Origin of the sequence: Actinomadura sp. NEAU-AAG7, from assembly GCF_018603865.1 — a bacterium.
GTDB classification, from domain to species: Bacteria; Actinomycetota; Actinomycetes; order Streptosporangiales; family Streptosporangiaceae; genus Spirillospora; species Spirillospora litoris.
The window spans coordinates 715,411-727,804 of sequence record NZ_JAHFZY010000006.1; the positions used below are offsets into that span (position 1 = coordinate 715,411).

Below are 12,394 nucleotides of genomic sequence, written 5' to 3' on the forward strand. Positions count from 1 at the left end.
GCCGTTGAGCTGCGAAATCCCCCGGCGCCTCCGGGACGTTAGGCTCGGTGGCCCGCCGCCCGTCTCGGGGGCGGGAATGATCACATTCCGCGGTCGGGAGGAGAGTCCGGGTGGGCGAGCGGGTGTTCTGGGTGGGCACGTACACGGGCGCGATGGGCGCCGGTGAGGGCGTCTACCGCGTGCGGCGCGGCGCGGACGGCGCGCTGGAGGGCCCGGAGCTCGCGGGCGCTGCGGCGAGCCCGTCCTATCTGGCGGTGCGTCCGGGCGGCCGCGTCCTCTACGCGGTCCGGGAGGAGGACGCGGGAGGCGTCCTCGCGTACGCGGTCGAGGGCGGGCGGCTCCGGGAGATCGGCAGGCGCGAGGCGGGGGCGCTCCCCTGCCATCTGTCGCTGTCGCCCGGCGGCGGGCACCTGCTGGTGGCCGACTACGGGTCCGGGACGGTGCGGGCGGTGCCGCTGGGCCCGGACGGCGCCTTCACCGGCGAGCCCGACGTCGTCGAAGGCCACGGCTCCGGCCCGCGCGAGGACCGCCAGGACGGCCCGCACGCGCACATGACCGCCCCCGCCCCGGACGGGACGATCCTGTCCACCGACCTCGGCGCCGACCTCGTCCGCTCGTTCCGGATCGAGGACGGGCGCCTGCGGCTCACCGGGGAGACCCGGCTCCCGGCGGGGTGCGGGCCCCGGCACCTGGCCGTGCACCCGAGCGGGCACGTGTTCGTGCTGACCGAGCTGGCGGCCACGGTGCTCGTGCTGCGCCCCGCCGGCGGGGCGGACGGCTACGCCCGGCTCGAACCGGTCGCCGAGTCGCCCGCCACCGCGGCGGGGTCGGACGGCGAGTCGCTCGCCGGGGCGATCAAGCTCGGCGGCGACGGCCGGCACGTCTACACCTCGACGCGCGGCGCGGACGTGGTCACCACGCACCGCGTGCTCGACGAGGGCGCGGCGCTCAAGCCCGTCGCGGACATCGCCTCGGGCGGGCACTGGCCCCGCGACCTGCACGTCGACGGCGCGTGGATGCACGTCGCGAACGAGCGGAGCGGGCTGGTCGCCACGTTCCGGATCGGCGCGGACGGCCTCCCGGCGCCCGCCGGGGCGCTGGAGGTGCCGTCCCCGGTCTGCGTCGTCCCCGCCTGAGCATCGGGTCCGCGCCGGGGTTCCGGCGCGGACCCGCCGGTGTTTCCCGGATGCCCCCAAGGGCACGCCCCGGAGGGTCGAAACGGACATCTCAGGGAGCATCGGACATGACAACGATCGCGACGACCAACCCCGCGACGGAACGGGTGGAGCAGACCTTCGACGCGCTCTCCGAGGACGCCGTCGACCGGTACGTCGGGCGGGCCGCCGAGGCGTTCGCGTCCTACCGCCTCACGCCCGTCGGGAGGCGGGCGGCGTGGATGAGCGCCGCCGCCGACATCCTGGACGAGGAGGCCGACCGGATCGGCGCCATGGTGACCGCCGAGATGGGCAAGACGTTCACGGCGGCCAGGGCCGAGGCGCGCAAGTGCGCGCACGCGTGCCGGTACTACGCCGAGCACGCGGAGGGGTTCCTGGCCGACCGCCCGGCCGACGCGGAAGCCGTGGGCGCGTCGGGCGCCTACGTCCGCTACCAGCCGCTCGGGCCCGTGCTGGCGGTCATGCCGTGGAACTTCCCGCTCTGGCAGGTGATCAGGTTCGCGGCGCCGGGGCTGATGGCGGGCAACGTGGGGCTGCTGAAGCACGCCTCGAACGTCCCGCGCACGGCGCTGTTCCTGGAGGACCTGTTCCGCCGGGCGGGGTTCCCCGAGGGCGTGTTCCAGACGCTGCTCATCGGGTCGCGGCAGGTCGAGCGGGTGCTGCGCGACCCGCGGGTGCGGGCCGCGACGCTCACCGGCAGCGAGCCCGCCGGGCGGTCGGTCGCCGCGATCGCCGGGGACGAGGTCAAGCCGACGGTGCTGGAGCTCGGCGGCAGCGACCCGTTCGTGGTGATGCCCTCGGCCGACGTCGCGGCGGCGGCGGAGGCGGCGGCCACGTCCCGCTGCCTGAACAACGGGCAGAGCTGCATCTCCGCCAAGCGCTTCATCGCCGACATCGGTGTCGCGGACGAGTTCGAGCGGCGGTTCGTCGAGGCCATGCGCGACCGGACCGTCGGCGACCCGATGGACGAGGGCACCGACGTGGGGCCGCTGGCCAGCGAGCAGGGCCGCGCCGACGTCGAGGCCCTGGTCGCCGACGCCGTCGGCAAGGGCGCCACGGTGCTGTGCGGCGGCGAGCGCCCGGCCGGTCCCGGCTGGTTCTATCCGCCGACCGTGATCTCCGGCGTGACGCCCGAGATGCGCGTGTTCCACGAGGAGGTGTTCGGGCCGGTCGCGTCGCTGTTCCGGGTCCGGGGCGTGTCGGAGGCGGTCGAGCTGGCCAACGCGACCGGCTTCGGCCTCGGCTCGAACGCCTGGACGCGGGAGCCCGACGAGCAGGAGCGGTTCGTCCGGGAGCTGGACGCCGGGCAGGTCTTCATCAACGGCATGACCACCTCCTACCCGGAGCTGCCGTTCGGCGGCGTGAAGCGGTCCGGATACGGGAGGGAGCTGTCGCAGGAGGGCGTCCACGCCTTCTGCGACGCCAAGTCGGTCTGGATCAAGTAGGCCGGTCGTGGCTCAGCGGTCGAGCAGGGCCAGCGCGGCCTCCTCGATCGCGCGTTCCGACAGCAGGACGTGCCGGGCGGCGTCGCCGAGCGGCACGAAGCTGTCCTCGCTCGTGACGCGGGCCGCGCGGCCCGCGAACCCGCCGTCGGTGAGCGCGGTGAGGACGGCCTCCGACACCCCGCCCGTCCGGCGGGTCTCGTCGGCGACCAGGACGGCGCCGGTCGCGCGGGCCTCGCGCAGCAGGTCGGCCGCCGGCAGCGGCGCCAGCCAGCGCAGGTCGAGGACGCGGCAGCGGACGCCGCGGCGCTCCAGCCGGCGGGCCGCGCGCAGGCTCATGCGCAGCCCGTTCGCGAACGTGACGATGGTGAGGTCGCCGCCGCCGCCGTGGGTGCGGGCGCGGCCGAGCGGCACCGCGTCCCGGCCGGGCGCGGCGAGCCAGCCGCCGTCCCCGTCCTCGTGCAGGTCACGGACGTGGTACAGCGCGATCGGCTCCAGCAGCACGCAGACCCGGCCGTGCGCGGACGCCGCGTCCGCGCAGGCGCGCAGCATCCCGGCGGCGTCGTCGGGGCGCGCGGGCGAGGCGATGACCAGGCCGGGGATGTCGCGCAGCGCGGCGACGGCGTTGTCGTTGTGGAAGTGGCCGCCGAACCCCTTCTGGTAGGCGTAGGCGGCGATGCGCACCACCATCGGGTTGCGGTAGCGGCCCGCGGAGAAGAACGGCAGCGTGGCCGCCTCGCCGCGGAGCTGGTCGGCGGCGTTGTGCAGGTAGGCGAGGTACTGGATCTCCGGGACCGGCAGCAGTCCCGCCGTCGCGAGACCCAGCGCGAGGCCGAGGATCGACTGCTCGTCCAGGATCGTGTCGAACACCCGCGCCGCGCCGGCGCGCCGCAGCAGCCCCCGCGTGACCCCGTACACGCCGCCCTTGCGCGCGACGTCCTCGCCGAACACCAGCGCCTCGGGCCGCTCGTCGAGCAGGTCGGCGAGCGCCCGGTTGACCGCCCGCGCGAGCGTCAGCCGCTCACCGCCGGGCTCGGAAGGCTGCTCGGGGGGTGGCTCGGCGCTTGACGGGTCGGCGCTCGGCGGGGCGGGGAGCGGGGCCATGACCTCGCGCGCGGAGGTCAGGCGCGGCGCGTCCGCGACCTCCGCGGCGAGGGCCATGACCTCGGCGCGCTTGGCCTCGTAGCGGCCGACGACATCGTCCGCCGTCGCCAGCCCCCGGTCGACGAGCGTTCGCGCCGTGCGCAGCAGCGGGTCGGCGGCGAGGTCGGCGTCCAGTTCGGCCTGGGTCCGGTAGGCGGATTCGACGTCGGAGCCCGCGTGCCCCATCAACCGGACGGTGCGCAGGTGCAGGAACGCCGGACGGCGCCTCTCCCGAACCCAGGCCGCCGCGTCACGGGCGACGCTGTAGACCTCCTCCAGGTCACCGCCGTCGGCGTGGAAGTAGGCGAGGCCCGGCCGCGAGCCGTAGGCGGCCTCGATCCACCCCGGCGGGGTGCGGACGCTGATGCCGATGCCGTTGTCCTCGCAGACGAGGAGCAGCGGCATCGGCACGCCCTGGTGGCCGCAGTTCACGGCCGCGTTGACCGCGCCGGCCGCGGTGGAGTGGTTGGCGGAGGCGTCCCCGAACCCGCACACGGCCAGCGCGTCGCGCGGCCAGGGCGGCTCGACGCCGAGGCGGACGGCGCGTCCGATCGCGAACGCGACGCCGAGCGCGCGCGGGAGGTGCGAGGCGATCGTGGACGTCTGCGGGATGACGTGGAGCCGGTCGGCGCCGAACACCTTGTGCCGCCCGCCGGAGATCGGGTCCTCGGCGGCGGCGACCACGCCCAGCAGGACGTCGCGCAGCGCGTCCCGCCCCGGCACCTGACGGGCGCGCTCCAGGAAGAACGCGCCCGAGCGGTAGTGCAGGAGCGCCGGGTCGTCCGGGCGGAGCGCGGCCGCGACGGCCGCATCGCCCTCGTGCCCGGACGAGCCGATCGTGTAGAACCCGTGGCCGCCCGCCCGCAGCCACCTCGCGGCGAGGTCGAGGTGGCGGCTGCCGAGCTGCGCGTCGAACAGCTCCAGGAGGCGCTCCCCGGTGAGCGGCCCCGGCGGGCGGGACGCGCCGGAGGGCCGGAGCGACGCGGCCCTCTCCAGGAAGTGGACGTCGGCGGGCTCGGCGTCGCGGGCTGCCATGCGGCCTCCTGCCTCGGTGGAAGGGGTGCGGTGTCGAGCATCGGACACCTCGCCCGCGATGCCAAGCATCCGGCCCGCTTGGCGGAGACGCGGCGGACCGGCCAAGCTTGAGTCCGTGCTCACCTCCGTCATCGGCGGCTCCCGCATCCCGGCCGGGCCGCGCTCATACCGTTCCGTCGACCCCGCCCGCGTGTCGGAGGTGGTCGCCGACGTGGCCCTGGCCGGGGCCGACGACCTGGTCGCGGCGTGCCGCGCCGCCCGCGCCGCGCAGGACGCCTGGCGCGACGTCCCGCCGCCCGTCCGGGGGCAGGCCGTCGCCGCGCTCGGACGCCTCGTCGAGGCCAACAAGGAGGCCCTCGCCCGCGTCGTCACCCGGGAGGTCGGCAAGCCCTACGCCGAGGCGCTCGGCGAGGTGCAGGAGATCGCCGACACCTGCGCGTTCTTCGCCGGGGAGGGGCGGCGGCTGTACGGGCGGACCGTCCCGTCGGAGATGCCGGACAAGCAGCTCCTGACCTTCCGCGACCCGGTGGGGGTCGTCACCGTGATCACGGCCGGGAACTTCCCCGTCGCCGTGCCGTCCTGGTACATCGTCCCGGCGCTGCTGTGCGGGAACACGGTCGTGTGGAAGCCCGCCGAGTACGCGGCGGCGTGCGCGGAGGCGTTCTATCGGCTCGTCGCCCATGCGGGGATCCCGGACGGCGTCCTCAACGTCGTGTACGCCGACGGCCCCGAGACGTTCCGGGGGCTGGAGCTGGCGCTGGAGGCAGGGCTCGTCGGCAAGGTGGGCTTCACCGGCTCCACCGAGGTCGGGTCGCGGATCGGCGCGCTGTGCGGCCGCCACCTCCAGACGCCGTGCCTGGAGCTGGGCGGCAAGAACCCGATGGTCGTCACCGAGGACGCCGACCTCCCGCTGGCCGTCGAGGGCGCGCTGTTCTCCGGGTTCGGGACGGCCGGGCAGCGCTGCACCTCCCTCGGCACGGCGATCGTGCACGAGTCGGCGCACGCGGAGTTCGTCCGGCTGCTGGACGAGGCGGCGCGCGCGGCCACCGTGGGCGACCCGTCCGGCGACGTGCTGTTCGGGCCGCTGATCGACCAGCGGTTCGCGGACGGCTTCGAGCGGGTCCTCGGCTGGATCGGGCCCGACCACACCGTGCACGGCTCGTCCGGGACGGGCCGGATCACGGCCGCGAACCCGCGAGCGGGCTTCGCGGGCGACCCGGCGGACGGCCTGTACTACCACCCGGTGATCGTGGACGGCGTCGGCCCCGGCGATGACCTGTTCGCGCACGAGACGTTCGGGCCGGTCGTCGGCGTCGCCTCCTACCGGACGCTGGACGAGGCGGTCGCGCTGGCGAACGCGCCGGGCTACGGGCTGTCGGCGTCGATCTACACCACCGACCCGGCGAAGGTGTTCGCGTTCCGGCGGCGGGTCTCGGCGGGGATGGTCAGCGTGAACAACTCAACCTCGGGCGCCGAGGCGCACCTGCCGTTCGGCGGGAACGGGCGGTCGGGCAACGGGAGCCGCCAGTCGGGCGTGTGGGTGCTGGACCAGTTCACCCGCTGGCAGTCGATGAACTGGGACTACTCCGGGCGGTTGCAGAAGGCGCAGATGGACGTCCCGGAGGTCGAGCCCGACCTCGCCTTCCGCCTCTAGCGCACCGCTCGCGGCTACCTCCGAGGTAATCGCCGGGGGTCCGGAACGTCCGTAGCGTCGGGGTCATCGACGGCAGAGGGAGGACCAGGATGACCGCGATGACCGCGATCGGCTCGGCCGGGAGACGGGGCGCACCGTCAGTGGGTGTGGTCGGGGGCGGCGGCCTCGGGGTTGGCGAGCAGCCAGCCGATCCGGTCGCGGCTCTCCTCGTCGGTCGGCACGTAGACCACGACCCGGACCCCGGGTGAGGCGGTGATCTCCAGGTTCGTGGTGCGGGTGCGGATCTCTCCGCCGGCGTGGTGCCGGAACACCTTGGTCCGCTGCCCGGGGATCGCGACGTCGTGCGAGGCCGCCCACAGCCGCGCGAACTCCGGGCTGACCGCCTGGAGCCGCTCGACCAGCTCCTTCCAGCCCGGCTCGCCGAGGTGCCTGATGTAGCGGTGCCGGAACACCGCGACGTGGATCGGCGTCTCCTCCTCCCAGTTCACGACCGGGTTGCAGCACGGCGGCAGCGTGAACATCATCCACATCGTGTTGCGCTCGCACCCGGTCGCCCGCACCACGCGCGGGAAGAGCGCGGCGTAGGCGGCGTTCCACGCGAGGACGTCGCAGCGGCCGTTGGACACCACCGCGGGCAGCGGGAGCAGCCCGTCCAGGATCGTCTGGACGTCGGGGGGGAGCGGGGTGCCGACCGTATCGGACAGGGTGGCCGTCGGGACCTCGGCCAGCCGGTACAGGTGCTCGTGCTCGGTGCCGTCCAGCCGCAGGGTGCGGGCCACCGCGTCCAGCACCTGGGTGCTCACCTTGATCGGACGGCCCTGCTCCAGCCACGTGTACCAGGTGACGCCGACCCCCGCGAGCTGGGCGACCTCCTCGCGGCGCAGGCCGGGCGTGCGGCGGCGCGGGCCGGCGGGCATGCCGACGTCGGCCGGGGTGATCCGCTCGCGGCGGCTGCGCAGGAAGGCGCCGAGCTCGCCGCGGCGCTCCCGCCCGGTGGTCTCCTCGGCGGTGCTCATGCCGGTCGTCATCACGCCCCCAGGGCCTCGCGCGCGGTGGCCGCACGTTCCAGGTGCTGTCAGTACCAGTATAAGCGGGCTCTCGTTACCGGTATCGAACCTCAAGGAGGATGACCCGTATGACTCAGACAACCGATCCGCCCGGGATTGTTCCCGACCGGGGGACGCGGAGCGGGCCCGGCGGCCTCATGCTGGCCCTCATCCTGCTCGGGCAGTTCATGGCCATCCTCGACGTCAACATCGTCAACGTGGCCCTGCCGACCATGCGCGCCGACCTGCACGCCTCCGGCGCCGGCATCCAGCTCATCGTGGCCGGATACGTCATCTCCTACGCCGTCCTGCTGATCACGGGAGCCAGGATCGGCGACATCATCGGCCACGGCCGCGCCTACCACCTCGGCCTCGCGGTCTTCACGGTGACCTCGCTGGCCTGCGGGCTCGCGCCGTCCACCTGGACGCTGGTCGCGTTCCGCTTCCTGCAGGGCGTCGGCGCGGCGCTCATGACGCCGCAGGTGATGTCGATGATCCAGCGCAACTACGCCGGCGCGGCACGGGCGCGCGCGCTCGGCTTCTACACGGCCATCATCGCCGGCGGCGTCGTCATCGGGCAGGTGGCGGGCGGCCTGCTGGTCAGCGCGGACCTGTTCGGCAGCGGCTGGCGGACGGTCTTCCTGGTGAACGTGCCGATCGGCGTCGCGCTGCTGCTCGCGGGGCCCCGCGTGCTGCCCCGGCCGGAGCCGTCGCGGGAGCGCGGCTCGGTCGTGCGGGCCCTGGACCTCCCGGGGCTGGCCACGCTGATCCCGGCGGTGCTGCTGCTGGTGGTGCCGCTGATCCTCGGCCACGAGTTCGGCTGGCCGCTGTGGGGCTGGGTGTCGCTCGCCGCGAGCGCGGTCTTCCTCGGCGCGTTCGTCGCCGTGGAGCGCGGCGTCGCGGCCCGCGGCCTGCGCCCCCTCATCTCGGGACGGGTGCTGCGCGCGCCGAAGCTGCCCGTGGCCTGCGCGGTCCTCGTGTTCGGGCCGGGCACGTGGGGCTCGTTCCTGTTCACCACGACGCTGCACCTCCAGGGCGACCTCGACATGTCGCCGCTGGAGTCGGGGCTCGCGTTCGTGCCGTGCGTCGCCGCGTTCGGCGCGGTCGGCCTGACCTGGCAGCGGCTGCCCGCCCGCTGGCACCGCCCCGCCATCCCGATCGGGTTCACGATCGCGGCGCTGGGCTACCTGTGCGTCGGCCCGCTGGCCGGCGGCGGCGTGGCCTACGAGCTGCTGACCGCGGCCATCGGGTTCGGGCTCGGCGTGCTGCCGATCGGCATGACGGTCGCGCTCTCGAACGTCCCGGCCGAGGACGCCTCGGACGCCAGCGGGCTGCTGCTGACGCTCATGCAGCTCGGCCAGGTCGTCGGCGTCGCCACGGTCGGGACGCTGTTCCTCACCCTGACCGAGGACAGCGGCTCGACCCGGCACGCCGAGTACGGCACCGGCTGGGCCCTCGCCGGGTCGATCCTGATCGGCATCGTGCTCGGGATCATCCTGGCGCGCGGGCGGACCGACCGCCCCGCCCGCCCCGCGCCCGCCGCCGAGGGCCCGGCGGTGGACCTCGCCCGCTAGGGCGGTCGGCGGGGGGCGACGGAGCACCGTCCGCCCCGGCGCCGCACCACCCTGGCGCCGGGGGGACAGTGACGATACCTACCGGTTTACTCGAACCGGGGCATGGGCAGAGTCACGGCGCGGCCCACTCGCGAGCTCGGAGCCAGGTGCTCAGGACTGCGAGCCTGGGCCGCGCCACGCTTTCCGCCGCAGGGGCCCGCGGCGGCCCGCCGTCAGCCGGTGACGGCCGCCGCGACGGTCATGCCGCAGTAGGCGGCGCCGAGCCCCGCCGCGATGCTCGCGGCGACGTTGGCCACGGAGTAGAAGCGCGCCCCGTCCTCGACGAGGCGCACGGTCTCGTATCCGAACGTGGAGTAGGTGCTGAGCGCGCCGCACAGGCCCGTCCCGGCGAAGGACATGACGCCGCCGTCCGCCGGGAGCGCCACGAGGAACCCCAGCAGCGCCGACCCCGCGACGTTGACGGTGAGCGTCCCCCAGGGGAACTCCGAGTCGTGCCGGGCCTGCACGGCCCGGTCGGTGAGGTAGCGGACCGGCGCGCCGAGCGCCGCGCCGAGCGCGACCAGCAGGATCGTCACGGCCGCTCCCCCGCCCCGGCGGCCTCGGGCGCGGCGCCGCCCGCGCGGGGCCGGGCGAGCGCGCGGGTCAGCCGCAGCCCGGCGGTCGTCGCGGCGAGCGCGGCGACGAGCGTCGCGGCGAGGTAGCCGAGCGCGGTCGCGGCGGCGTCGGCGTCCACGGCCCGCTGGATGTCCACGACGTAGGTGGAGAACGTCGTGAAGCCGCCCAGGACCCCGACGCCGAGGAACGGCCGCACCAGGTGGTGCGCCCGCCGCACCTCGGTGATCAGCACCATCAGCACCCCGATCAGCAGGCAGCCGCCGACGTTGATCCCGAAGACCGGCCAGGGGAAGTCCCCGGGCCCGTAGGGGAAGGCGTCGGTCAGCCCGTAGCGCGACAGCGCGCCGATGATCCCGCCCACCGAGATCGCGGCGAGCGTCGACCACGGCGCGCGGTGCAGCTCGAAGCGCTGCCGGGGGACGTGCAGGTCGACGTCGGGGTCGACGAGCGGGCCGGACTCCGCGGCCGAGAGGCCGTCGTCGCCACCGCCCTCGTCGAAGGCGCCGTCGGGGGCTCGCTCGGACACGGGGCACTCCTGCCAGCGGGGATCTTCGTCACCGGCGGGGACCGCCCGCGGCCGGCTCCCCGGTCCCCCCGTCCGGCCGGGGACGGCGGACCTCGCCGCCGCGGCCCTCGTCCGTCGGGCCGGCGACCAGTGTATCGATCACCCCGTCCGCCCGGCCGGGCCGGTCGCGCCCGGCGCCGGCGCCCTCGGTCCGGGGACGCCGGCCGTGTGCCGTCAGTGTTTGGCGGCCGGCCTCGGCAGCGCGCAGTGCCTGCCCAGCACGACGCGGTTGCCCTTGCCGAGGCAGCGGGCCAGCAGGTAGGTCTGCTGCCCGTAGTGGATGCCCTTGCGGACGGTGATCCTACCCTTCCGGTCGACCTCGCACGGGTTGTTGAGCGTGCAGCGCTCGCCGTCGTCGTTGCCGGTGTTGTTGATGCCGACCATCCGGCGGGTCCGGACGTCGATGATCGGCGAGCCGGACGTCCCGTGGATCGTCTGGCACTGGGGCGCGTAGCGGATGGAGTTCTTCCAGGTCCACTCGCCCTCGCGCAGCCGGTGGATCGTCGCGTCGGTCTTGCAGCCGTAGATCTTGTGCCAGTACCCGGACACGATGCGGATCTCGGTGCCGTCGTGCGGCCGGGACGTCGACAGCCGCAGCGCCGGGATGCGGTACCGGCGCTGGATGGCGGCGTAGGTGGTGTCCAGCCGGTAGAGCGTGACGTCGGTGTCGGTCATCGTGGCGTACTCGACCCGGGTCGCCTTGAGCGTGCCGAGGTCGCGCTGCCCGTCCGGGGAGAGGAGCGTGAACGTCCGGCCGGACGGCTGCCCGACGATGACCTGGCCCGCCTTCGGCATGCCGGACTCCAGGCAGTGGCCGTTGGTCATCACCAGCGCGGCGTCGCCGTCGCGGGAGCGCGGGCCGCGCACGAGCGAGCCCGAGCAGTTGTCCAGCGCCACGATGCCGGTGAAGTCGACCTTCCCGCGCCCACCCTGGTCGGCCTGGCCGCCCTGGCCGGCCTGGGCAGCGCCCGTCCCGGCGGCGCCGAGCACCGCCGCGCCGGCGGCGACGGCGAGCGCGGCTCCTGCGAGTCGTCTGGTCATGCGATTCCTCTCGGCGGGCCGGCGCCGACGCGCGGCCGGGACGACGCTGTCCCGCCGGATGCTAGGACATCACCCGCCACCGGAGAAGGACAGGACACGCCGAGGAATGGTGACTCCGCTGTGGCTATTCGACGTCCACCCAGCCGTACGTCCGTTCCACGGCTTTCCTCCAGCCCGCGTAGCCGTGTTGGCGTTGGGTGTCGGTCCAGGTGGGTTGCCAGTGTTTGTCTTGGTTCCAGTTGGTGCGGAGTTCGTCGGTGGTGCTCCAGAAGCCGGTGGCCAGTCCGGCGGCGTAGGCGGCGCCCAGGGCGGTGGTCTCGGCGACGACGGGGCGGGAGACCGGGACGCCCAGGATGTCGGCTTGGAGTTGCATGCACAGTTCGTTGGCGGTGACGCCGCCGTCGACCTTGAGGACGTCCAGGTGGACGCCGGAGTCGCGGGCCATGGCCTCCACCACGTCGCGGGTCTGGTAGCAGATGGCCTCCAGGGTGGCGCGGGCCAGGTGGGCGTTGGTGTTGTAGCGCGAGAGCCCGACGATGGCGCCCCGGGCGTCCGAGCGCCAGTAGGGGGCGAACAGCCCGGAGAAGGCGGGCACGAAGTACACCCCGCCGTTGTCGGTGACCTGCCGGGCCAGGTCCTCGCTCTGGGCGGCACCGGAGATGATCCCCAGCTGGTCGCGCAGCCACTGCACCGCCGACCCCGTCACCGCGATCGACCCCTCCAGCGCATAGACGGGCCGCTCCCGCCCGAACTGGTAGCAGACCGTCGTGAGCATCCCCGCCTGGGACCGCACCAACTCCTCCCCCGTGTTGAGGAGCAGGAAGTTGCCGGTGCCGTAGGTGTTCTTGGCCTCGCCGGGCGCGAAGCACACCTGCCCCACCGTGGCCGCCTGCTGATCACCCAGAATGCCCGTCAACACCACCTCGCCCCCCAGCACATCGGGACGGGTGACCCCGTACGGTTCGGGCGCCGAGGAAGGTTTGATGGTGGGGAGCATCGCGCGGGGGATGGTGAAGAAGGACAGGAGTTCCTCGTCCCACTCCAGGGTCTCCAGGTCCATCAGCATGGTGCGGCTGGCGTTGGTGGGGTCGGTGACGTGGACCC

At 74.5% G+C, this 12,394-nt stretch carries 10 protein-coding genes; 4 read left to right on the plus strand and 6 right to left on the minus strand.

Going from position 1 to position 12,394, the window contains the following annotated elements; all coding sequences use genetic code 11:
* Positions 1-110 precede the first annotated feature (110 nt).
* Positions 111-1,136: a lactonase family protein gene (locus KLI87_RS29765; protein WP_214619591.1), complete on the plus strand. Its 1,026-nt coding sequence runs from the start codon at positions 111-113 to the stop codon at positions 1,134-1,136.
* Between the two features lie 107 nt (positions 1,137-1,243).
* Positions 1,244-2,620: an NADP-dependent succinic semialdehyde dehydrogenase gene (locus tag KLI87_RS29770; RefSeq protein WP_214619593.1), complete on the plus strand. Its 1,377-nt coding sequence runs from the start codon at positions 1,244-1,246 to the stop codon at positions 2,618-2,620.
* 12 nt (positions 2,621-2,632) lie between these two features.
* Here KLI87_RS29770 and KLI87_RS29775 read toward each other — a convergent pair whose 3' ends face one another.
* Positions 2,633-4,795, minus strand: a complete 2,163-nt coding sequence (locus tag KLI87_RS29775; protein ID WP_214619595.1) for a thiamine pyrophosphate-dependent enzyme — start codon at positions 4,793-4,795, stop codon at positions 2,633-2,635.
* Positions 4,796-4,910: 115 nt separating this feature from the next.
* Between KLI87_RS29775 and KLI87_RS29780 the strand changes: the two genes are divergently transcribed.
* Positions 4,911-6,449 (plus strand): aldehyde dehydrogenase family protein, encoded by a 1,539-nt coding sequence (locus KLI87_RS29780; protein WP_308166294.1) that lies wholly within the window; start codon positions 4,911-4,913, stop codon positions 6,447-6,449.
* 137 nt (positions 6,450-6,586) lie between these two features.
* Here KLI87_RS29780 and KLI87_RS29785 read toward each other — a convergent pair whose 3' ends face one another.
* Positions 6,587-7,465, minus strand: coding sequence for a helix-turn-helix transcriptional regulator (locus KLI87_RS29785; RefSeq protein ID WP_214619598.1), 879 nt, complete (start codon positions 7,463-7,465; stop codon positions 6,587-6,589).
* 119 nt (positions 7,466-7,584) lie between these two features.
* On the opposite strand from KLI87_RS29785, the gene KLI87_RS29790 reads away from it, so the two are divergent.
* Positions 7,585-9,069, plus strand: coding sequence for an MFS transporter (locus KLI87_RS29790; protein ID WP_214619600.1), 1,485 nt, complete (start codon positions 7,585-7,587; stop codon positions 9,067-9,069).
* A gap of 212 nt (positions 9,070-9,281) precedes the next feature.
* Here the strand turns inward: KLI87_RS29790 and KLI87_RS29795 are convergent, their stop codons facing one another.
* The 4 genes from KLI87_RS29795 to glpK all read right to left on the minus strand — a co-directional run.
* Positions 9,282-9,644 carry a CrcB family protein gene (locus tag KLI87_RS29795; protein WP_214619601.1) on the minus strand — a complete coding sequence of 121 codons (363 nt, stop codon included), beginning with the start codon at positions 9,642-9,644 and terminating at the stop codon, positions 9,282-9,284.
* Entirely contained in the window at positions 9,641-10,210 is a 570-nt protein-coding gene (locus KLI87_RS29800) for a CrcB family protein (protein ID WP_214619602.1), read from the minus strand. Before KLI87_RS29800 ends, KLI87_RS29795 begins: the two co-directional genes overlap by 4 nt.
* Positions 10,211-10,423: 213 nt before the next feature.
* Positions 10,424-11,290: a serine protease gene (locus KLI87_RS29805; RefSeq protein WP_214619603.1), complete on the minus strand. Its 867-nt coding sequence runs from the start codon at positions 11,288-11,290 to the stop codon at positions 10,424-10,426.
* A gap of 124 nt (positions 11,291-11,414) precedes the next feature.
* A partial coding sequence (gene glpK / locus KLI87_RS29810) for a glycerol kinase GlpK (protein ID WP_214619604.1) occupies positions 11,415-12,394 on the minus strand: 980 nt, incomplete at its 5' end.

Bases quoted from the DNA above. Each gene is read 5' to 3' on its own strand.
- KLI87_RS29770 (WP_214619593.1), top strand. From the start codon at position 1,244: ATGACAACGATCGCGACGACCAACCCCGCGACGGAACGGGTGGAGCAG.
- KLI87_RS29775 (WP_214619595.1), bottom strand. From the start codon at position 4,795: ATGGCAGCCCGCGACGCCGAGCCCGCCGACGTCCACTTCCTGGAGAGG.
- KLI87_RS29785 (WP_214619598.1), bottom strand. From the start codon at position 7,465: ATGAGCACCGCCGAGGAGACCACCGGGCGGGAGCGCCGCGGCGAGCTC.
- KLI87_RS29790 (WP_214619600.1), top strand. From the start codon at position 7,585: ATGACTCAGACAACCGATCCGCCCGGGATTGTTCCCGACCGGGGGACG.
- KLI87_RS29805 (WP_214619603.1), bottom strand. From the start codon at position 11,290: ATGACCAGACGACTCGCAGGAGCCGCGCTCGCCGTCGCCGCCGGCGCG.